18 protein-coding genes are annotated in these 21,075 nt (G+C 56.4%); 15 read left to right on the forward strand and 3 right to left on the reverse strand.

All coding sequences use genetic code 11. The features are described 5' to 3' along the window. The first annotated feature begins 400 nt into the window (after positions 1-400). The 6 genes from L1I42_RS08095 to L1I42_RS08120 are packed head-to-tail and all read left to right on the forward strand — an operon-like array spanning position 401 to position 8,638. On the forward strand, positions 401-1,093 hold the full coding sequence (locus L1I42_RS08095; RefSeq protein ID WP_236113967.1) for a TetR family transcriptional regulator: 693 nt from the start codon (positions 401-403) through the stop codon (positions 1,091-1,093). A 7-nt stretch (positions 1,094-1,100) separates the two neighbouring features. Then, positions 1,101-3,536: a GcvT family protein gene (locus tag L1I42_RS08100; RefSeq protein ID WP_236114194.1), complete on the forward strand. Its 2,436-nt coding sequence runs from the start codon at positions 1,101-1,103 to the stop codon at positions 3,534-3,536. Further along, on the forward strand, positions 3,536-4,786 hold the full coding sequence (locus L1I42_RS08105; RefSeq protein ID WP_439651475.1) for a sarcosine oxidase subunit beta family protein: 1,251 nt from the start codon (positions 3,536-3,538) through the stop codon (positions 4,784-4,786). Before L1I42_RS08100 ends, L1I42_RS08105 begins: the two co-directional genes overlap by 1 nt. Positions 4,787-4,798: 12 nt before the next feature. Next, on the forward strand, positions 4,799-5,101 hold the full coding sequence (locus L1I42_RS08110) for a sarcosine oxidase subunit delta (protein ID WP_236113968.1): 303 nt from the start codon (positions 4,799-4,801) through the stop codon (positions 5,099-5,101). Next, positions 5,098-8,073, forward strand: coding sequence for a sarcosine oxidase subunit alpha (locus L1I42_RS08115; protein WP_236113969.1), 2,976 nt, complete (start codon positions 5,098-5,100; stop codon positions 8,071-8,073). The genes L1I42_RS08110 and L1I42_RS08115 overlap by 4 nt, the downstream gene beginning before the upstream one ends. Beyond that, the gene (locus L1I42_RS08120) at positions 8,063-8,638 is read left to right on the forward strand and encodes a sarcosine oxidase subunit gamma (protein WP_236113970.1); all 576 of its coding nucleotides are present in this window, start codon (positions 8,063-8,065) and stop codon (positions 8,636-8,638) included. The genes L1I42_RS08115 and L1I42_RS08120 overlap by 11 nt, the downstream gene beginning before the upstream one ends. Positions 8,639-8,650: 12 nt before the next feature. On the opposite strand, the gene L1I42_RS08125 is transcribed toward L1I42_RS08120, so the two are convergent. Next, positions 8,651-9,655, reverse strand: coding sequence for a GlxA family transcriptional regulator (locus L1I42_RS08125; protein WP_236113971.1), 1,005 nt, complete (start codon positions 9,653-9,655; stop codon positions 8,651-8,653). A 237-nt stretch (positions 9,656-9,892) separates the two neighbouring features. On the opposite strand from L1I42_RS08125, the gene L1I42_RS08130 reads away from it, so the two are divergent. The 9 genes from L1I42_RS08130 (at position 9,893) to L1I42_RS08170 (ending at position 18,513) form a co-directional block, all read left to right on the forward strand. Further along, positions 9,893-11,608, forward strand: coding sequence for a formate--tetrahydrofolate ligase (locus tag L1I42_RS08130; protein ID WP_236113972.1), 1,716 nt, complete (start codon positions 9,893-9,895; stop codon positions 11,606-11,608). Positions 11,609-11,635: 27 nt separating this feature from the next. Continuing rightward, positions 11,636-12,322, forward strand: coding sequence for a corrinoid protein (locus tag L1I42_RS08135; protein ID WP_236113973.1), 687 nt, complete (start codon positions 11,636-11,638; stop codon positions 12,320-12,322). After that, on the forward strand, positions 12,240-12,983 hold the full coding sequence (locus L1I42_RS08140) for a DUF1638 domain-containing protein (RefSeq protein WP_236113974.1): 744 nt from the start codon (positions 12,240-12,242) through the stop codon (positions 12,981-12,983). The genes L1I42_RS08135 and L1I42_RS08140 overlap by 83 nt, the downstream gene beginning before the upstream one ends. Next, a complete protein-coding gene (locus tag L1I42_RS08145; RefSeq protein ID WP_236113975.1) occupies positions 12,970-13,410 on the forward strand; it encodes a methylenetetrahydrofolate reductase C-terminal domain-containing protein in 441 nt (146 codons plus the stop codon). The genes L1I42_RS08140 and L1I42_RS08145 overlap by 14 nt, the downstream gene beginning before the upstream one ends. After that, complete coding sequence (locus L1I42_RS08150; RefSeq protein WP_236113976.1) at positions 13,403-14,476, forward strand: methylenetetrahydrofolate reductase; 1,074 nt, start codon at positions 13,403-13,405, stop codon at positions 14,474-14,476. The genes L1I42_RS08145 and L1I42_RS08150 overlap by 8 nt, the downstream gene beginning before the upstream one ends. Positions 14,477-14,485: 9 nt before the next feature. Continuing rightward, positions 14,486-15,391, forward strand: a complete 906-nt coding sequence (locus L1I42_RS08155) for a methyltetrahydrofolate cobalamin methyltransferase (protein WP_236113977.1) — start codon at positions 14,486-14,488, stop codon at positions 15,389-15,391. Further along, positions 15,372-15,851: a GFA family protein gene (locus L1I42_RS08160; RefSeq protein ID WP_236113978.1), complete on the forward strand. Its 480-nt coding sequence runs from the start codon at positions 15,372-15,374 to the stop codon at positions 15,849-15,851. Before L1I42_RS08155 ends, L1I42_RS08160 begins: the two co-directional genes overlap by 20 nt. Further along, complete coding sequence (locus L1I42_RS08165) at positions 15,844-17,376, forward strand: trimethylamine methyltransferase family protein (protein WP_236113979.1); 1,533 nt, start codon at positions 15,844-15,846, stop codon at positions 17,374-17,376. The genes L1I42_RS08160 and L1I42_RS08165 overlap by 8 nt, the downstream gene beginning before the upstream one ends. A 120-nt stretch (positions 17,377-17,496) precedes the next feature. After that, complete coding sequence (locus tag L1I42_RS08170; protein WP_236113980.1) at positions 17,497-18,513, forward strand: DUF1036 domain-containing protein; 1,017 nt, start codon at positions 17,497-17,499, stop codon at positions 18,511-18,513. Here L1I42_RS08170 and glpD read toward each other — a convergent pair. Together glpD and L1I42_RS08180 are read right to left on the reverse strand one after the other, a co-directional pair. After that, on the reverse strand, positions 18,510-20,099 hold the full coding sequence (gene glpD, locus L1I42_RS08175; RefSeq protein ID WP_236113981.1) for a glycerol-3-phosphate dehydrogenase: 1,590 nt from the start codon (positions 20,097-20,099) through the stop codon (positions 18,510-18,512). The genes L1I42_RS08170 and glpD overlap by 4 nt on opposite strands. Before the next feature lie 4 nt (positions 20,100-20,103). Next, on the reverse strand, positions 20,104-20,865 hold the full coding sequence (locus L1I42_RS08180) for a DeoR/GlpR family DNA-binding transcription regulator (RefSeq protein ID WP_236113982.1): 762 nt from the start codon (positions 20,863-20,865) through the stop codon (positions 20,104-20,106). Positions 20,866-21,075 lie beyond the last annotated feature (210 nt).

Below are 21,075 nucleotides of genomic sequence, written 5' to 3' on the forward strand. Positions count from 1 at the left end.
ACCTTTATTTTATTGAGGGTTAAGTCAAAACGGCACAGTTTGACCGAATTTCGGTCGGCTCAGTCGATAGGAATAAATATTTAAATCTATGAATAATATACTATGCGGTTTATCAAGAAGGTTAGTCTATTCTTCTGCAGGTGGACAACTGCAGACAGATTTTTTGTTGGCGCAGGCATGAATCCAATGGAAATCGCCGATTTGTAGAAGAAAAATCTTGGCAGGTAGGCGGACGGTTCGTTGGTCGCGCATGGCCTTTGCGCTCGGGTGATTGATGGCGACCCTTTTTGCGTTTCACCGATTGCGATTGACAAGCGAAAAAATTTGGGCCTATCCTGACTAACTAATTAGTCAGTAACCAGCAGCACTGCGCGCTGGCCTGGCTTTTGGGGGAGGCAAAATGGATCAGCCGGGCAAAAATGCGAGCCTTGCCAAAGATACGCCGCAGGCCATTATTGATGGTGTGCTGTCTGTGATGGCCAAGGAAGGTATCGCCAATCTCACCACCAAGCTGGTGTCCAAACGCGCGGGCGTGTCCACGGCCTCAATCCACTATTTTTTCGATACCAAGGATGCGCTGATCTATCAGGCGTTTCTCTATATGGTGCGCACCTTGCGTGAAGAGACCATCGCCATTCGCCGCGCGGAAACCGATCCGTTAAAGCGGATTGCGCGCTCGCTGGAAGTGCATTTCAGCCCGTTTCACTTTATGGCCGACATTTCGATCATCTGGCCCCAATTCTGGGCCTATTCCGGCGCAGATCAGAGCGTTGCACGTTTGATGCATATTTTCAGCATCCGGATGATTTCCAACAGCACGGCTGATTTGCGCGCCTTGGGCTATGGCCGTGGCGCCGCACGTATGAAAGCGATTGAACTCAGCGCCCTGCAGCGCGGCTTATGGATTGAGCGTCGGTTGGCGCTCAGCGTTGAGCAGGATGAATGTTGGCAGATTTTAGAAATGGCGCTTGCCGCCATCGCCAAGGAAACCGGCCGGACGGCCCCCACATTTAAGGCGCAAGCAGCAGGCCGCCCGGTTTCTTCAACGGATGCCCAGCAAGGGGGAGTGATCCATGACCAATCAAACAAATGAGCAAACCCTGCCCACCACGGCACGGGCGGTGGTGATCGGTGGCGGTGTTGTGGGGGTGTCAACGCTTTATCACCTCGCCAAAAAAGGATGGACCGACGCGATCCTGATCGAACGTAAAGAGCTGACCTCCGGCTCCACCTGGCACGCCGCCGGGCTGTTGCCGCTGTTTAATATGAGCTATTCGGTTGGCCAGTTGCACAAATATTCGGTCGAGCTTTATGGCCGCTTGGGCGCAGAAGTGGGCATGGATGTGGGGCTGAGCACCGTCTCCAACATTCGCCTCGCCACCAATCAGGACCGGATGGACGAATATCATCAATATGCAGGCGTGGCGCAGACCATTGGTGTGGATGTTGAATTTCTCACCCCGGACGAAGTGGTAGAGCATTGGCCGCTGGCGGTGAAGGACGATCTGGTGGGGGCGATTCGACACCCCAATGATGGCTATGTGCAACCGGCGGACCTGACCCAGGCGCTGGCTCGCGGCGCGCGGTCCATGGGCGCGAAAATCCACCGTTACACCACGGTATTGGGCATCAGCCAGGCGGCCAATGGCGAATGGGTGATTGAAACCGACAAGGGCACCGTCACCTGCGAACATGTGATTTCGTGCACCGGCAACTTCGCCCGCCAGACAGGGCAGATGGTTGGATTGAAAGTGCCGGTCATGCCGGTGGAGCACCAGTTTATCGTCAGCGAACCGCACCCGGCCATTTTGGAGCGACGCGAGAAGGGCCTGCCGGAAATGGGTGTGCTGCGCGAATCTGATGGCTCCTGGTATATGCGGGAAGAAGCGGGCGGGCTGTTGCTCGGGCCCTATGAAGTGGGCGCCCCGGCTTGTTATGTAGACGGACCGGATCCGCAAAGCGAATATGAGCTGTTTCAGGAAGATGTGGAACGGCTGATGCCACACATTGAATCGGCCTTCCGCCGGGTGCCGATCTTTGAAGAGGTGGGTATCAAAAAAGTCTATAATGGCGCCATCGCCTATACGCCGGACGGCAATCCGATTGTCGGCCCGGCATGGGACAAGAAGAATTTCTGGTTGAATGAGGGCCACAGCTTTGGCATCACCGCCGCCGGCGGGGCCGGGTGGCAGCTTGCCGAGTGGATAGTGGAAGGCACACCGACGGTCGATATGCTGGGTGTCGATCCCCGCCGGTTTGGCGATTACACGACCAAATCTTTCCTGATCGAGAAGGGCGAAGAAGCCTACGCCAATGTGTTCACGGTGCACTATCCCGATGAAGAGCGGGAAGCGGCGCGGCCTTTGCGCACCTCCCCCTGCTATGACCGGATGAAGGAAAAAGGCGCGGTATTTGGCCAATTGTTCGGTTGGGAGCGGCCCAACTGGTTCGCGCCCGAAGGCGTGCCGCAAGAGGACGACTGGTCCTTCCGCCGTTCCGCCTGGTTTGAACATGTGGGCAATGAGTGCCGCAATGTGGCGGAAAATGTGGGGCTGTTGGATATGACCGCCTTTGCCAAGGCGCGGGTCAGCGGCCCTGGCGCAGAAGCGTTCCTTGATCGCATCCTCGCCAACCGCCTGCCGAAAAAGATCGGGCGGGTAGGCTTGTTGCATGGGCTGACACCACAAGGTGGGGTCCATTCAGAATTCACCATTCAACGCGAGGGGCCCGATCAGTTCTATCTGGTATCTGCCGGGGCGTGGCAGCGGCTGGACCATGACTGGCTGAAAAAGCAAATGCCAACAGATGGGTCGGTGCAGTTTGAAAATCTTACCGGCGCCATGGGTGTGCTGGTAGTGGCCGGACCAAAGGCGCGGGACTTGTTGCAGCCGATCTGCGGCGCGGATCTCTCCAATGAAGCCTTTCCTTGGCTCACCGGGCAGGAAACCTCCATCGGCCTGGCCCCGGTCAAATTGTTGCGGGTGAACTTTGTCGGCGAGCTGGGCTGGGAAATTCACCATCCGATCGAATATCAAAACCATATTTTTGATGCGATCTTTAAAAATGGCGACGCCCACGGGCTCAAACCCTTCGGCATTCGTGCCATGAACAATTTGCGGTTGGAAAAATCCTATCGGCTGACCGGCACCGAAATGTCGATTGAATATTCAGCTTACGAGTCCGGGCTGGACCGCTTTATCGCTCTGAAAAAGGGAGACTTTGTCGGCAGGGACAATCTGATCGCTTGGCAGGAACGCGGGGCCAATAACGCCTTCGCCACCCTTGAAGTGATTGGTAATGAGGATGCGGACGTGATCGGCAACAACCCGATTTATGCCAATGGCGAAGTTGTCGGCCGCGCCACCGGCGGCGGTTATGGCTTCCGTCTCAACAAATCGCTGGCGCTGGCCATGGTGCGCCCGGACTTGGCCAAGGAGGGTCAGGAGTTGGAAATCGATATTTTGGGACAACGCTACAAGGCGGTCGTCTTGCCGGAAAGTCCCTATGATCCAGACAATGAAAGGTTGCGCTCCTGATGCGGTATTCTGTGCGCTCACTGTTTGCCAATGCGCTCTCCGGCCACAAAAACTGGCCGGAGCAATGGCCTGATGCGACCCCGAAAAAATCCTATGACGTGATCATTGTGGGCGCCGGGGGCCACGGGCTTGGCGCGGCTTATTATCTGGCCAGCAAATATGGCGTCACCAATGTGGCGGTGATCGAAAAGGGGTGGCTCGGCGGCGGCAATACCGGCCGCAACACCACCATTATTCGCTCCAACTATCTCTATGATGAGAGCGCACGGCTTTATGACCATGCGGTGGATCTGTGGGATGGGCTGTCGCAGGAACTCAATTATAATGTGATGTTTTCCAAGCGCGGCGTGCTGATGCTGGCGCATAATGTGCATGATGTGCAAAGCTTTCAGCGTCATATCCACGCCAACCGCTTAAACGGGGTCGACAATCAATGGCTGACCCCGGAACAGTCCAAAGAGTTTTGCCCTCCGCTCGATATTTCTTCGCAAAAACGCTATCCCGTGATGGGCGGCGCGCTGCAAAAACGCGCTGGGGTTGCCCGGCACGATTCCGTGGCCTGGGGCTATGCCCGCGCCGCGGCGCAGTTGGGCGTCGATATCATCCAGAACTGCGCCGTCACCGGCATTAAGCGCGACGCCAATGGCGCCGTGGAAGGGGTGGAGACCGAAAAGGGCTTTATCGCCGCCAAAAAAATTGGTGTGTCCGCCGCCGGTAATTCCTCGATCATTATGAATATGGCCGGACTGGATTTCCCGTTGGAAAGCTATCCGCTGCAGGCGCTGGTGTCAGAACCGGTGAAACCGATCTTCCCCTGCGTGGTGATGTCCAATTCGGTACATGCCTATATCAGCCAATCGGATAAAGGCGAGCTGGTGATTGGCGCGGGGACGGACCAATATCTGTCTTATAGCCAGCGCGGCGCGCTGCATATTATTGAGCACACGCTCGCGGCGATTTGCGAGATTTTCCCGATCTTTAAGCGTATGCGCATGCTTAGAAGCTGGGGCGGCGCGGTGGATGTGACGCCGGATCGCTCCTGCATTCTGGGCAAAACCCCGGTGCAAGGCCTCTATGTCAATTGCGGTTGGGGCACGGGTGGCTTTAAAGCCACGCCGGGCGCCGCCGATTTGCTGGCCTACACCATCGCCAAAGACGAACCTCACCCGATCAATGCGCCGTTTACGCTGGAGCGCTTTACCACTGGTCGCCTGATCGATGAAGCGGCGGCGGCCGCGGTGGCCCACTAGGGAGCTTTTGCCATGATGTTGATTGAATGTCCCGTTTGCAAAGAAAAGCGGCCCGAACTGGAATTTCGTTATGCCGGGGAGGCGCATATTGCCCGCCCCGAAGACCCGGATGCCTTGAGCGATCAGGAATGGGCGAAATATCTGTTTATCCGCAGTAACCCGCGCGGCACCCATTTTGAACGCTGGGTGCATGCCCATGGCTGCGCCAAATTTTTCAACGCGGTGCGCGACACGGTGACCGACAAATTTGTCATGACCTATAAATGTGGCGAAGCGCGACCTTCGCCAGAACAGATTGCGGAGCGGCAATCATGAGCCAATATAGACGCACAAAAAAGGGTCGGGTCGACAGTCGGCAGCAGATCAGTTTTTCCTTTGATGGCAAAACCTATCAGGGCCTGAAGGGCGACACGCTGGCCTCGGCCCTGTTGGCCAATGGGGTCCATCTGGTCGGGCGTTCGTTCAAATATCACCGCCCGCGCGGCATCATGGCCGCCGGATCGGATGAGGCCAATGCCCTTGTGGCCTTTGATCGCGGGGAAGCGCGGGTCACCCCCAATATGCGGGCCACCACCTTGGAGCTTTATGACGGGTTCAAAGCCCAGAGCCAGAACAATTGGCCCTCGCTCAATTTTGATGTCACCGCCATCAATGATCGGCTGTCGGCCTTCTTTCCCGCGGGCTTTTACAACAAAACCTTTATGTGGCCGAAATCCTTCTGGGACAAAGTCTATGAACCCGCGATCCGTGCCACCGCCGGGCTCGGCCCGGCCCCTAAGGCAGCGGACCCGGACAAGTATGATGCGAACTACACCCATTGCGAAACGCTGATTGTGGGGGCAGGCCCTGCCGGTATCGCCGCCGCACGCGCTGCCGCCAAAAAGGGTGGGCGCGTCATATTGGTGGATGAACAGGGCGAATTGGGCGGCTCACTGCTCTCTGCGCCGGACCAAAAGATTGATGGTCAACCTGCATGGGACTGGCTGGCTGAAAGTCTTGCGGAACTGGACGCGGCGGAAAATGTCACCCTGATGCCCCGCACCACGGCGATCGGCTATTATCACGACAATTTTTTGGGGCTGGCCGAAAGGTTGACCGATCATTTGCCCGAGGACGCGGCGGAAGGGCCGCGCGAACGGTTGCATCGTGTATGGGCGCAAGAAGTCATCCTCGCCACGGGCGCCATTGAACGGCCGCTGGTTTTTGCGGGCAATGACCGCCCCGGCGTGATGTTGGCCTCTGCGGCGCAAACCTTCCTTAATCGCTATGGCGTGGCGGTCGGCGAAAAAATCGCCGTGGTCACCGGCCATGATAGCGCTTATAAGGCGGCGTTCGATCTGTCTGATGCTGACATTGAAATCGCTGTGATCGTAGATTGCCGGGCACAGGTGGATCAAAAGCTGATCGCCGAAGCGGAAAAGCGGGGTATCAGCCTTCGCACCGGCCACACTGTGACCGCCACCAAGGGCCGCCATCGGGTTAAATCGATCACGATCAACAAGGTTAATGGTGATCAGGTGGACCCCGCGGGTGAAACCCTTGAGTGCGATGCACTGATCATGTCCGGCGGGTGGACGCCAAGCGTGCACCTTTGGTCTCATTCCAAAGGTTCGCTACAGTGGCGCGACGACATCGCAGCCTATGTGCCCGACAAGCCCAATGAAAATGCCATATGCGTTGGCGCCTGCAATGGCGACTTTGGGATTGGCGCGGCCATGGCTGCAGGCGCGAAAGCAGCCGGCGGAGACCACACCTTTGATGTAGACGATACATGGCCGTGGACAGGTGCGGGCACGCTGGAAATTTTGCCCACCCACCGCGACGAGTCGCGCATCAAGGCGTTTGTGGATTTTCAGAATGATGTGACCGCCAAGGATATCCGCCTGGCGGTGCGCGAAGGCTTTAAATCCATTGAGCATATTAAGCGCTACACCACCACTGGCATGGCGACCGATCAGGGCAAAACCTCAAACCTTAATGGGTTGCAGATTGCCGCTAGCGCCTTGGGGCGGCCAGTGCCGCAAGTTGGCCTGACCACCTTCCGGCCGCCTTATACCCCCACCACCTATGGGGCGCTGGCGGGCAATAATGGCGGTGCGGCCTTTGATGTGGTGCGCAAAACCTCGATTGATGGTTGGGCGGAAGAACATGGCGCGGTGTTTGAACCGGTCGGCCTGTGGCGGCGCGCCCGCTATTTTCCGCGCGATGGCGAAGATATGCACCAGGCCGTGGCACGCGAAGGCAAAGCGACGCGCGACTCTTTGGGCATTTTTGATGCCTCGACCCTTGGGAAGATCGAAGTGGTCGGCCCCGATGCCGCCGAATTTTTGAATCGCATGTACACCAATCCCTGGACCAAGCTGGGCGTGGGCCGTTGCCGCTATGGCTTGATGCTGGGCGAAGATGGGTACATTATGGATGATGGGGTGATCGGACGGTTGGCCGATGACCGTTTTCATGTGACCACCACCACTGGCGGCGCACCACGGGTGCTGGCGCATATGGAGGATTATCTGCAAACCGAATGGCCGGACCTTGATGTCTGGCTCACCTCCATCACAGAGCAATGGGCGGTGATCGCCCTTAATGGCCCCAATGCCCGCAAGCTGATTGAACCATTTGTTGAAGGCGTAGATCTGTCGTCGGATGCCTTCCCGCATATGGCGGTACGCGAATGCAAGGTCTGCGGCATTGACGCCCGCCTGTTCCGTGTCAGCTTTTCTGGCGAGTTGGGCTTTGAGATTAATGTGCCGGCCCATTATGGCCGCGCCTTGTGGGAAACGCTTTATGCGGCGGGCCAGCAATATGACATCACACCTTATGGCACCGAAGTCATGCATGTGTTGCGGGCGGAAAAGGGTTTTATTATTGTCGGGCAGGATACGGACGGCACCGTCACGCCTTATGACGCGGGCATGAGCTGGGCGATTGGCAAAAAGAAAAAGGATTTTGTCGGCAAAAGATCGCTGGCGCGGCCCGATATTGTCGCCGAGGGCCGCAAGCAATTGGTCGGGCTAATGACGAAGAACCCCAAAACCGTATTGGAAGAGGGCGCGCAGATCGTGATGACCCCGAACCAGTCTATCCCCATGGAAATGGTGGGCCATGTCACCTCGTCCTATTGGAGCGAGACGCTGGGGCACTCTATTGCGCTCGCCCTTGTGGCGGACGGTCATGATCTTAAGGGCCAAACCATCTATGTGCCCATGCCTGATGAAATGATCGAAGCGGAGATCGTTGACACGATCTTTTATGACAAACAGGGGGAGCAGCTCAATGTTTTCTGATGCGGATAGCGGCAGCTTAAAGTTGGATCAGGGGGTACACATTGGTGATTGTCTGCGTCTGCCTGACCAGCGCTTTGACCTCAATCTGGTGGATGAACGTTCCCGCTTCTGCCTGAGAGTGCGCGAAACACATGTTTCGGCCTTTGCCAAAGCGTCTGGTCTGGCGCTGCCAACACAAGTGGGCACGACCCGTCAGGACGAAAACGCACTGATCATGTGCCTGTCGCCAGATGAATGGCTGATCATCGCGGCATCGGAAAGCAAGGATCTGATCAAACGCAAGACGGATCAATTTAAAAGTGCGCCCTTCAGCTTAGTAGACGTGTCCCATCGCAATGTTGCGTTCACGCTGCGAGGCGAGGGCGCGGCAGCGATGGTTAATGTCGGGTGTCCGTTGGATCTCGATTTGAAGGCGTTCCCGGTGGGCAAATGCACCCGCACGATTTTTGAGCGGGCAGAGATTATCCTATATCGACCGGCCGAGACAGAATTTCACATCGAAGTGTGGCGCTCTTTCGCGCCATATGTTTTGTCGGTTTTGTCCAATGGCGCACAAGCGCAATAGGGATATATCGCTTCAGGCCGTATTGCTGTTGGCGTAGCTTGGCAACATTGACAGCGAGGCTTCGCGCTCGGCAGACGGCGACTGTCCGAACAATTCCTTGTAGGCTTTGGCAAAGTGTGACGCCGAGGTGAAGCCGGTGGCCACCGCCACCTGAATGATCGGCATGGTGGTTTGCGCCAACAGTAATTTGGCGCGATGCAGCCGCACTTCCAGATAATAGCGGGTCGGGGTCTTGCTGAGATGCACCCGAAACAGCCGCTCAAGTTGGCGGGCGGACACTTGGGTGGACGCGGCAATATCATGGATCGACACTGGCGTTTCAATATTGGCTTCCATATGGGCAATGGCGGCCAGCAATTTGGGTTGGTTCAGCCCTGTCCGGTGTTTGATCGGCATGCGCTGGGTGTCGTGCGGCACGCGCACAAAATTATGCAAGAGCTGTTCAGCCACATTAACCGCGAGGTCGCGGCCATGGTCCTGCGCGATGCCATAAATCATCATATCAAGCGGCGCGGTGCCGCCAGAGCAGGTATAGCGATTGCGGTCAATCTCAAACAGGGTCGCGGTGATGTCGAGATGGGGGAAATTTTCGGCGAAGCCCTCCACATCTTCCCAATGGATGGTGCAACGGTGTCCGTCAAGCAATCCCGCATGCGCCAACAAATGACTGCCGGTGCACACGCTGCCCATGGTCGCTCCGGTGCGGGCATAGTCGCGCAACAGGGATAACAAGTGGGGCGTGCTATAGGTGCCAGCCTTCAAGCCTGCGCACACCACAAGCGTATCAAGAGCCGGTTTTTCTGCTAGCGCCGCGTCGGCGGCCACGCCCACCCCGTTGCTGGCATAAACATTGTCCCCATCCTGACTAAGGATTTTCCATTGATAAAGCGTCTTACCGCTCAACCGATTTGCCGCCCGCAAGGGCTCGATGGAAGAGGTGAACGCCATCATCGAAAATTCCGGCACGAGTAAAAACCCGATGATTTTGGGTGCCTTTTGGGCGTCTTTACTGAACATATGTCCCCCCATTTGCCGCCATACTGCGCCAAATACAGGGTGCATTATTTACTGCCGAAAAGATGACGCCAAGTATTTTTATGCGACAATTTGTCGTTTTTTGAAAAGTGGCGGTCGATTTTGAGACAGCTAGGCGGCTGAAAAACCACCATCATTTATGAACCACCGAAGAAGGTTTTTCTGACGTGGAGGCGTTGAGGACGCGCCGCGACATTGATGGTGGAGGAGGACGCACGCATGGCTTTGGACACAGTAATGGTCGAAGAGTTGCCACCCCCGGGATCTCCGGATATTGAGATTGCGCGCGCCGCTTCTATGCGCCCCATTATTGATTTGGCACAGGATCGGTTGGACATTCCCGCCGAGGCGCTTGTGCCCTATGGTCACCATAAAGCAAAACTCTCCCTCGATTATATTGCGTCCAAGGCTGATGCGCCAAAAGGCAAACTGGTTTTGGTGACGGCGGTGACCCCGACGCCGGCGGGCGAAGGCAAAACCACAACAAGTGTTGGCCTCAATGACGGATTAAACCGCATCGGGTTAAGCGCCATGGTGTGCCTTCGCGAGCCCTCCCTAGGCCCATGCTTTGGCATGAAAGGTGGTGCCGCCGGCGGCGGACGAGCGCAAGTGCTCCCCATGGAAGATATCAATCTTCACTTTAATGGTGACTTCCATGCCATCACCGCGGCCCACAGCCTGTTGGCCGCCATTTTGGATAATCATCTGCAATGGGGCAATGAGCAGAATATTGACCCGCGCCGCATTGTTTGGCGCCGGGTGGTCGATATGAACGACCGGGCGCTGCGCAATATCAATGTCGGGCTTGGCGGTGTCGCCCATGGGGTGCCGCGCGAGACCGGCTTTGACATTACCGTCGCCTCCGAGATTATGGCGATCCTCTGCCTTTCAACCGATATTGCCGATCTGCAGCGCCGGTTGGGCAATATTATTGTCGCCCGACGGCATGATAAAACCGCGGTCACTGCCCGCGACCTTGAGGCAGACGGGGCCATGGCGGTGTTGCTGAAAGACGCCCTTCAGCCCAATCTGGTGCAGAGCATTGAGCACAATCCCGCCTTTATCCATGGCGGGCCCTTTGCCAATATCGCTCATGGCTGCAACTCAGTGATGGCCACCAAGGCGGCGCTGTCGCTGTGTGATGTGGTGGTGACCGAAGCGGGCTTTGGCGCCGATCTGGGCGCTGAAAAGTTCCTCGACATTAAATGCCGCCAATCCGGCTTGCGGCCCGACGCCGTGGTGCTTGTGGCCACCATCCGCGCCTTGAAAATGCAGGGCGGTGTCGCCAAAGCGGAACTGGGCACTTCAGATCCCGCTGCCGTTGAGCGCGGTGCGATGAATCTGCGGCGACATATTGAAAATCTGCAAAAATTCGGCATTTCTCCGATTGTGGCGCTGAATCATTTTGTTCTGGACAGCGATGAGGAAATCGCCGTCGTCATGCAGGTTTGTAATGAACTTGGGGCGCGTTGCACGATTGCCAAACATTGGGCCGAAGGCGGCGAGGGGGCCGAAGATCTGGCCAGCGCTGTCAAAGAACAGCTTGAGCAGGGGTCACCCGAAATCAAGCTGCTTTATGAAGATGACGCGCCGCTCACCGAAAAAGTCGAGACGGTGGCCCGCGAGATCTATCGCGCCGCCGATGTAAGTTTCAGCGCGGCTGCCCTGCGCAGCATCAAGGAATTCACTAAGCTTGGTTACGGTCATCTGCCGGTTTGCATTGCCAAAACCCAATATAGTTTTTCCACCGATCCCGCAGCTGTTGGCGCGCCTGAAGGTCACACGCTGGAAGTGCGCGAGGCGCGGCTCTCTGCCGGCGCCGGGTTCGTGGTGATGGTGTGCGGCGATATTATGACCATGCCCGGGCTGCCCAAGCGCCCGGCAGCACTAGATATCGGCCTGAATGATGATGGTGACATTGTTGGTCTGGCTTAAAACTCACTATGTGGAGGAGTACCGAAAATGAGCCTGGATGATGAAGTAATCCTCCGTGATTTGAACGATGATGATCTTGTCGAGCAAATGAAAGACGATCTTTATGATGGTCTGGCCGACGAGGTGAAGGAAGGCACTCAAATTCTGCTTGAGCGGGGTTGGGATGCCAATCAGGTGCTCAGCGATGCACTGGTGGAAGGCATGCGGATTGTCGGCGTGGATTTTCGCGATGGCATCTTGTTTGTGCCCGAGGTGCTGCAATGTGCTCATGCCATGAAGGGCGGTATGGCCTTGCTAAGGCCCATTCTGGCGTCCAGCGAAAACACCTCCAAGATCGGCAAATATGTCATTGGGACCGTAAAGGGTGACATTCACGACATTGGTAAAAACCTTGTGGGGATGATGCTGGAAGGTGCCGGATTCGAAGTGATTGATATCGGGATCAATAATCCGGTCGAGAACTATCTTGAGGCCATCGATAAGCATGAACCCAATGTGCTGGGCATGTCCGCACTCCTGACCACCACCATGCCCTATATGGGCGTGGTGATTGAAGAGTTCGACAAGCGCGGTATTCTGAAAGAATTACCGGTCATGGTGGGCGGCGCGCCGCTCAACCAGGAATTTGCCGATGCCATTAACGCCACCTCATATGGCCGTGACGCAGCGCGCAGTGCCGAGCTGGCCAAAGCGCTTGTGGGGGTTAATCGCTGACATGGTGGTGGCACGTGGACATAAGCAAGACGGTCCGCGTCTTTTGGTGCTCGCCTGCGGCGCGCTGGCGAAGGAAATTGTCGCCCTGCGCAAGCAACTGGGCGAGCGGGCGGCCAATATGGAGCTGCAATGTCTTCCAGCAGATTTTCACAATCGCCCGCACAAAATTGCGCCGGCGATTGATCTGATCCTCACCGAACGCCGGGTGGATTTTGACCATGTGCTGGTGGGTTATGGCGAATGCGGCACCGGCGGCGAACTGGATAAAGTGCTGGCAAAGCACCACGCCGAACGCTTGCCCTTTGCCCATTGCTACGAATTTTTCGCCGGATCACCACTTTTCAATCAGATCACCGAGGAAGAAATTGGCAGTTTTTACCTCACCGATTATCTGGTTCGTCATTTTGACCGGCTGGTGATGGGAGGCTTGGGCCTCGATCGACATCCCGAACTGCGCGACCTCTATTTCGCCAATTATCGGCGCGTGGTTTATTTGGCGCAAACCCGAGATATCGGGTTGGAGGCGCAAGCCGCCACCGCCGCGGACAAGCTCGGATTGGCATTTGACTATCGCTATGTCGGCTATGGCGAATTGAAGTCTGCCATTGCGGCGGCCGCAGCCGAAATTGACCATGAGGAGCGTTACTATGTACGCAATTAGACGCTGGTCAAGCCGACACGCCAGAGGCCTGGAACGGCTTTATAAGGCGACAAGACCCGGCATTCTGTCGGGCTTGCGCTTGGTCACTCGCCTGTTTGGCAAGCGGCTCGACCGCCCGATCACCGCCACCGAGCGCTTGCTGAAAGGGGCGTTGTTTGATTGCCAAATGTGCGGTGATTGTGTGCTGTCCAAAACCGGCATGACCTGCCCGATGAACTGTCCAAAAGGCATTCGCAACGGCCCGTGTGGTGGCGTGCGCGCCAATGGCATGTGCGAGGTGAAGCCGGATATGCGCTGTGTTTGGGTGGATGCCTGGAACGGGGCGGCAAAAATGGAAGATGGCGACGCCATCAAAGACATAGAATTTGCGGTGGATCATAGCCGCGTTGGACAATCCTCCTGGTTGAGGCTCGCACGCGATGAGTGATGATCTCGATTTTGTAGAAGAATTTGGTGTTAACCCCGGTGACCCGCTGGTCCAGCGGCCGGGTCACGTTTCTCATGGTCGCTTTGAACGCGTCTTGCGGGCCGGCCACTTTGCCGTCACCACTGAGATTGCCCCGCCGGACTCTGTGGACCCGGACGAGGTGCTGGCCCGCGCCAAGCTGTTTGATGGCTATGTGGATGCTATCAATGCCACGGACGGTTCGGGTGCCAATTGTCACATGTCCAGCCTCGGGGTCTGCGCCATTCTCACGCGGGCGGGCTATTCGCCGATCATCCAGTTTTCATGCCGCGACCGCAACCGCATTGCCATGCAGGGCGATTTGCTGGGCGCCGCTGCGCTCGGGGTATGTTCGGTGCTGTGCCTCACTGGCGATGATGTGGGCGCGGGGGACCACCCGGAGGCCAAACCGGTTTTTGATCTGGACAGCATATCCCTTCTGCAAACCACCAAGATATTGCGCGACGAGTCCCGTTTTTTGAGCGGGCGACCGCTGGACGCTGCACCACGCCTTTTCGTGGGCGCTTCAATCAACCCGTTTGTGCCGCCGCTTGAAAACCGGGTGGATCAATTGGCCAAGAAAATCCGTGCTGGCGCCGAATTTATACAATCGCAATATTGCTTCGACATCGACCAACTTAAGCGCTTTATGGCCCGCGCTTGCGATATGGGATTGCACGAGCAAGCCTATATCCTGGTGGGCGTCGGCGTGCTGGGTTCGGCCAAAACCGCCAAATGGCTGCGCTCCAATGTGCCCGGTGTGCATATCCCCGATGCCATCATCAATCGCCTTGAGGGCGCCCGCAATCAAAAGGCGGAGGGCCGTCGCATCGCCGTGGAGCTGATGCAGCAAATCAAGGAAACACCTGGCGTTGCCGGGGCGCATTTGATGGCCTACCGCCATGAAGAATGGGTGGGGGAAATCGTGAAACAGTCAGGCGTATTGGGCGATCGCAAGCCTTGGGCGCCGGAGCCATTGGACTCAACGATCGGTGTCGTCACGCCGCTTGAAGAGGTCGTCGACAGCATAACAGGCACGGATAGTTAGGACCCGCTTATGACGCAAACCATTGTCAGTTCGGCATCAAAAGAAGTTCGCATCGGGTTCGACCAACCCTTTGTGATGATTGGTGAGCGGATCAACCCCACCGGCCGAAAGCTGCTCGCCGCGGAAATGAAGGCAGGCGATTATTCGCGCGTGGAAAAAGACGCGTTGGCACAAGTGGCTGCCGGGGCGCAAATGCTTGACGTGAATGCGGGCATTCCCTTGGCGGACGAACCCAAAATCCTCGCCGAGACCATTCAATTGGTGCAATCGATCACCGATGTGCCGCTTTCTATCGATTCTTCGGTGATTGAAGCACTTGAAGCGGGGCTTTCGGTCTATCAGGGCCGAGCGCTGGTCAATTCCACCACCGCAGAAGAAGAAGTGATGGAGCGCATTTTGCCGCTGGTCAAAAAATATGATGCGGCCGTGGTGGCCATTTCAAATGACGACACCGGCATTTCTGAAGATCCGGATGTGCGATTTGAGATCGCCAAGCGCATTGTTGAGCGTGCCGCCGACCATGGGATCAAGGCGGCAGATGTGGTGGTTGATCCGCTGGTGATGCCCATCGGTGCCATCAATCGCGCGGGCAAGGATGTGTTTTACTTGGTGCGGCGGTTGCGCGAGGAGCTTAAGGTCAACACCACCTGTGGGGCCTCCAATATCGGCTTTGGCTTGCCCAACCGCCACGCCATCAATAATGCCTTTCTGCCCATGGTGGCTGCCGCGGGCATGACCTCGGCCATCTTAAACCCGCTGCATGAGGGGCTGGTGCCTGCCATCAAGGCGGCAGATGTGCTGAATGGGGTCGATCCCCACTGTGGCAATTGGATCAGAACGTTCCGCGAGCCCCCGGCAGATAATGACGGGGAAGCGCCAAGAGGAGGACGTCGCCGTGGTCGCCGTCGTGCCTGAAATGCATAAGGGCGAGTGCCTGTGCGGGGCCGTGCAATTTGAAGCGCGCGGCCTGGCCGACATCTGGTTCTGCCATTGTCGGCAATGCCGCTATTTGAGCGGCCATTATGTGGCCGCCGCCGCGGTGGCGCGCGACAAGGTGAAGATTGAGGGTCCGCTGAAATGGGCACCTTTCACCCCGACGGCTGAATATGCCTTCTGTATCTCCTGCGGCACGCCATTGTTCTGGCGGCAGACGACCGGGCATACGCTTTCAGTTTTTGCCGGCAGCCTCGCCCACACCAAGGGGATTGAGGTGAAGGGGCACATCTTTGTCGCCGAAAAGGGTGATTATTACCAGATCACCGATGATCTACCGCAATTTCCCGGCCAGCCCCACGCGGGCGGGGTCAGAGAATCTTTTGAGGCCCAGGGGCCAAACCAGTCAACGCGATCGAATAAGGAGCAGTCAAATGCCTAGACCAGGACGAGAGGGCGGTCGCCGTGGCCGCACGGCGGGGAGTGGACCTGAACGTTCGGCGCAGCCCTTTATCACCCGCAACATACCGCCCTATGAAATTCTCGGCGAAGCGGATCTGAAGATCATTGAAGACAATGCCGATACGATTCTTGAAGAGATCGGCATTGATATCAAGGACGATCCAGACTCGATTGCCACCTTTGTGGCCGCTGGGGCCAGTGCTGACGGTGCGCGCGTGCGTTTTCCGCGCGGCATGTGTCGGGAAATCATCCAGAGCAGCGCCCCCAACATCTTCACCCAACATGCGCGCAACCCGGCGCGCAGTGTCGTGATCGGCGGCAATCATCTGGTGTTGGTGCCCGCCTATGGCTCGCCCTTTGTCTATAGCCGCGAAGGCGGCCGCCGCTACGCGACGATTGAGGATTTCCGCAATTTTGTGAAGTTGGCCTATATGAGCGATGGGCTGCACCATTCGGGGGGCACCATTTGCGAGCCGGTAGACCTGCCGGTCAACAAGCGCCATTTTGATATGCTCTATAGCCATATTAAATATTCCGACAAAGCCTTTATGGGCTCGGTCACCGCGCCGGAACGGGCGCAGGATTCCGTTGATATGGCCAAGATTGTGTTCGGCCAAGATTTTGTTGAAGACAATTGTGTGCTGGTCAATCTGATCAACGCCAACTCGCCAATGACCTTCGATTCGACCATGTTGGGCGCGCTCAAGGTTTACGCCCGGCACAATCAGGCCACAATGGTCAGCCCCTTTGTGGTGGCCGGGGCCATGTCACCGGTGACGACAGCAGCGGTGGCGGCGCAAAGTCTTGCGGAAGGTTTGTGCGGCATGGCGTTGGCGCAATTGACCCGGCCCGGTGCCCCGGTGATCTATGGCAATTTCGTCAGTTCCATGTCCATGCAGTCAGGTGCACCCACATTTGGCTCGCCCGAAGCTTCCATGGTGCTCAATATCGGGGCGGCGCTGGCCCGTCGCCTCGGGGTGCCGTTCCGCAGCGCTGGCGGCTTCACCGCCTCAAAAGTGCCGGACGCACAAGCGGCCTATGAAGCGGCCAACACCCTGCAACAGGGCCTGATGGCCGGAGTGAATTTCATGCTGCACACTGCAGGCTGGCTCGAAGGGGGACTGGCCATGGGCTACGAGAAATTCGTGATGGATGCGGATCAGGCCAATATGCTGGCGGTTTATGCCAATGGTGTCGACATGTCCGAAAACGGACAAGCGCTTGATGCCTTGCGCGAAGTGGGCCCGGGCCAGCATTTCCTCGGATGCGCCCATACGCAGGCGAACTTCAAATCTGCCTTTTATCGCTCCAACATTGCCGATAACAACAGTTACGAACAATGGATGGAGGATGGTGCCTTGACCGCCGAAATGCGGGCGGAAAAAATCTACAAGCAGATGCTGGCCGACTATCAGGCGCCAGAGCTTGACCCGGATATCGACCATCAGCTGGTCAGCTTTATTCATGACCGAAAGATGAGTTTTGAAGATTCCAATGTGGCTTGAAGATGGGCCGCGTGGTCGGCCCCTTTTCAAAAGCCATGTCGACATTCCTAGCGCGTTTCGTTACTACTAGATGATTGTTTTGCGGCCCCTATGGCGGCCAGTCTGACCGGGGGGATCGACATGAAACACATTGTCTTAGCTGGCGCGCTTACACTGCTGGCAACGCCTGCACTCGCAGGATTGGAAATCTGCAACAACGCCGCTGAGCGGCTGAGCTTGGCGATTGGCTATTCCAGTGACGGGGGCTGGGTTTCTGAAGGTTGGTGGAATATCGACCCTGGGGCCTGTAAAACCACAATAAGTGGCGATCTGAAGAACAGATATTACTATTATCGCGCCAATATGTCTGGCGACCCATTTGCCACTGGCGATTATAGCTTTTGCACCACCAAAGAAGCTTTTACCATCAAGGGCGACGAAAACTGCGTGGATCGCGGCTATGATGCCATGGGCTTTCGTAAGCTTGATACCGGCGAAACGGCTACTCATTTCACCTTGACCCTGAATGACAATCGCAAAAGCCAGAAGGACGCGGCCGCCAAAACAGTTACGCCACCACCGGTGTCCAGCACCGGGCCGGGCACCTATGGCGAGCCTTATTCGGACAACGTCATTCTGCAAGGCTGTGTCAGCGACGGGGGTCGCCAGTGTAATTTCCACGCCCGCGGCACCAGCTTTTTTGTTTATGATGATGGGCGCACGCCGCAATTTGTGTTCACGACAATGGAAGCGCTTGACCCTGGCACCCCCCTTTCTGTGGAAGGCGATCTTGAAGCTGTTTATGACCGTACGGCAGATGTGGTGCTGCAGGACGTCAGCGTCCGCCCCTGGAGTGAATATGATGGGTTGCTGAACCAGTTGCAGGGGCACTGGTATTCAGAAGACGACCCCAATTCCCAATTCACCATATTGGGGGCGGAGCGCGAAAACACCTATGATGGCAGTTTTATGGGCGTTGAATATTTGTGGGTGTCCGAAAGATGCGACCAATTTGAAGGTGGCGGACCCTATCTTTATGCCCGCGAAGAAGAGACGGGCGAAAGCTATTGCTACCAAATTGCCTATGTCGATCAGCTTCAGTTGGAGCTGATGTATTTGCCGCGCGGCAATATCCTGCGTTATCGCAAGTTGGACTAGGCTGGATCTCCGGTCTGCCGTGCCTCAATATAGCGCGCGAGCTTTTCTGTCTCGGTGGTGTTGGTCCGCAACCCCATTTTTGTGCGCCGCCACAAATAGTCGTCGGCGGTGCGCACCCATTCCTTCTCGATCACCCAGTCCAGCTCACACGCATAAATGCCGTGGCCGAAATGTTCACCCGCCTGATTTTCGCTTGCGACATCTGCAAAAATTTTCAGCGCGTCCGTGCCATAGGCCTTTATCAGTCGCCGCGCCGTTTTCTCGGTTAGAAAAGGGCTGCTGGTCATCAGCTGCTTGATCAACTCATCGCGACCATCATGGGGAAAATCGCCGCCCGGCAGCGGCACGCGCTTGGTCCACTCTTCTTTGATGTGCGGGAAAAAATGGGCGCATTTGGCAATGGCCGATTCCGCCAATCGACGATAGGTGGTGATCTTGCCACCGAAAATATTCAGCGCCGGCGCGTCGGCACTTTCATTCAGCTTGAGCACATATTCGCGGGTCGCGGCGGTGCTGGAGCTGGCATTGTCATCATAAAGCGGGCGGACGCCTGAATAGGTCCATATAATGTCATCAGAACTTATTGGCGTTTTGAAATAATTTGAGGCGAAATTACACAAATATTCTTGTTCTTCCGGGGTGCAGACCGGCGGATCGGAAATATCCGCATGATCCGCATCGGTGGTGCCGATCAGGGTGTAATCTTCCTCATAGGGGATGGCGAAAATAATCCGCCCATCTTCGCCTTGGAAGAAATAGGATTTGTCATGATCGAACAGTTTTTTCGTGACGATATGGCTGCCGCGCACCAACCGAATGCCCTCATTGGTGCGCATATCGGCCACATCATGGATGATATTTTCAACCCACGGCCCCGCGGCATTGATCAGCAGTTTGGCTTGAAAGTCAGTGGTTTCGCCGGTCAGTTGATCTTGAGTGGTCACGGTCCAAATGCCGTTTGATGAGGTGGCGCTGGCCACTTTGGTGCGGGTCATAATCTTCGCGCCGCGATCCGCCGCGTCACGGGCATTGAGCACCACTAGCCGCGAATCTTCGACCCAGCAATCGGAATATTCATAGGCGGTTTCAAACTTGTCTTTCAGTGGTTTGCCTTCTTTGGCCTGCCGCAGATCAAGGGTTTTGGTGCCCGGTAAGATTTCGCGGCCGCCCAGATGGTCATACATAAACAGGCCCAGCCGCAACAACCAGCCGGGGCGTTGGCCCTTTGTCCAGGGCATCACCGTCGAAAGCAGCTTAGAAGTCGGCGTTTCGCTCTCAAACCGCATATCCGGGTGATAGGGCAGCACAAAGCGCATGGGCCAGGAAATGTGGGGCATGGCCACCAGCAGGTTCTCCCGCTCGATCAGCGCTTCGCGCACTAAACGAAATTCAAAATATTCAAGATAGCGCAGACCACCGTGAAACAGTTTGGTGGAGGCGGAGGAGGTGGCTTGCGCCAGATCATCTTTTTCCGCCAGCGCGACAGACAAGCCGCGCCCAGCCGCATCGCGGGCAATGCCGCAGCCATTAATGCCGCCGCCGATAATAAACATGTCGAAGGGCTGTTCAGGGGTCTGTTTGGTCATCGGGTTATCCTGCAATCAAGAGTTGGGTGCCGGCGGCTTCGGCAGCTTGGGTAAATGCGGCGGAGGGTTCACCGTCCATCACCACAAAGTCCAGCTCGCTCAAATCGGCGATACGCACCGGGGCGTTGATTTCAAATTTGGACTGATCCGCCACCAGAATGCGGGTGCGGGCATTTTTCAAAATGGCGCGGGCCACCGCCACTTCGCGCGAGTCAAAATCGAGAATGGCGCCATCATCATCAATAGACGACGCGCCGATCACTGCATAATCAGCCTTATAACGGGAGATAAATTCCACCGCTTCTTCGCCCACCACGGCGCCATCACTTTGCCGCACCATGCCGCCTACTTGGATGAGGGTGCTTAGTGGCGTGGCCTGCAAAATGCTGATAATATTGATGTTGTTGGTGATGACCCGCAAATCCTTGTGCTTGGTCAAGGCACTTGCCACTTGCTCTGTGGTGGTGCCAATGTTCAAAATCACCGAACAGGCGTCAGGGATCAGTTCTGCCACTTTGCGCCCGATCGCGCTTTTGGCGGCAATATTGTTCATCCGCCGTGCTTCATATGAAAGCGACGCAGTGGAGGCCAGACGCCGCGCCCCACCATGCATGCGCGTGGCCAGCCCACGCTGGCACAATGTGGCCAGATCGCGCCGCACGGTCTGCTCTGTAACCGCGAATTGTTGCGCCAAATCGATCACATCGACTTGGCCATCTCGGTTGAGCATATCCAGAATTTTTTCCAACCGCTCGGGTTGCTGCATGGGGAAAACTCCAAATTTCCAACAAACATTACAATGTTCAAACGAACATGTAAATCAACAAAATGAACATCGTAAAATTCGAATATTGGCTCAAATCAGCGAAAAATACCGCAATTTCAAGGTGTTTATGTCTACTAAAAAAATAGTTTGACAAATTTAATAGTTCGTTCGAAGATGAATCGTGGCTGGAGTTGTCCGGCCAGGATTTTG

Source organism: Maritalea mediterranea (genome assembly GCF_021568695.1).
In the GTDB taxonomy this organism is placed as follows: Bacteria; Pseudomonadota; Alphaproteobacteria; order Rhizobiales; family Devosiaceae; genus Maritalea; species Maritalea mediterranea.

Coding starts and splice junctions, on each gene's coding strand:
- L1I42_RS08095 (WP_236113967.1), top strand. CDS start 401: ATGGATCAGCCGGGCAAAAATGCGAGCCTTGCCAAAGATACGCCGCAG.
- L1I42_RS08105 (WP_439651475.1), top strand. CDS start 3,536: ATGCGGTATTCTGTGCGCTCACTGTTTGCCAATGCGCTCTCCGGCCAC.
- L1I42_RS08165 (WP_236113979.1), top strand. CDS start 15,844: ATGCCTAGACCAGGACGAGAGGGCGGTCGCCGTGGCCGCACGGCGGGG.
- L1I42_RS08180 (WP_236113982.1), bottom strand. CDS start 20,865: ATGCAGCAACCCGAGCGGTTGGAAAAAATTCTGGATATGCTCAACCGA.
- L1I42_RS08130 (WP_236113972.1), top strand. CDS start 9,893: ATGGCTTTGGACACAGTAATGGTCGAAGAGTTGCCACCCCCGGGATCT.
- L1I42_RS08145 (WP_236113975.1), top strand. CDS start 12,970: ATGTACGCAATTAGACGCTGGTCAAGCCGACACGCCAGAGGCCTGGAA.
- L1I42_RS08125 (WP_236113971.1), bottom strand. CDS start 9,655: ATGTTCAGTAAAGACGCCCAAAAGGCACCCAAAATCATCGGGTTTTTA.
- L1I42_RS08150 (WP_236113976.1), top strand. CDS start 13,403: ATGAGTGATGATCTCGATTTTGTAGAAGAATTTGGTGTTAACCCCGGT.
- L1I42_RS08135 (WP_236113973.1), top strand. CDS start 11,636: ATGAGCCTGGATGATGAAGTAATCCTCCGTGATTTGAACGATGATGAT.
- L1I42_RS08115 (WP_236113969.1), top strand. CDS start 5,098: ATGAGCCAATATAGACGCACAAAAAAGGGTCGGGTCGACAGTCGGCAG.
- L1I42_RS08155 (WP_236113977.1), top strand. CDS start 14,486: ATGACGCAAACCATTGTCAGTTCGGCATCAAAAGAAGTTCGCATCGGG.
- L1I42_RS08170 (WP_236113980.1), top strand. CDS start 17,497: ATGAAACACATTGTCTTAGCTGGCGCGCTTACACTGCTGGCAACGCCT.
- L1I42_RS08140 (WP_236113974.1), top strand. CDS start 12,240: ATGCCATTAACGCCACCTCATATGGCCGTGACGCAGCGCGCAGTGCCG.
- L1I42_RS08110 (WP_236113968.1), top strand. CDS start 4,799: ATGATGTTGATTGAATGTCCCGTTTGCAAAGAAAAGCGGCCCGAACTG.
- glpD (WP_236113981.1), bottom strand. CDS start 20,099: ATGACCAAACAGACCCCTGAACAGCCCTTCGACATGTTTATTATCGGC.
- L1I42_RS08120 (WP_236113970.1), top strand. CDS start 8,063: ATGTTTTCTGATGCGGATAGCGGCAGCTTAAAGTTGGATCAGGGGGTA.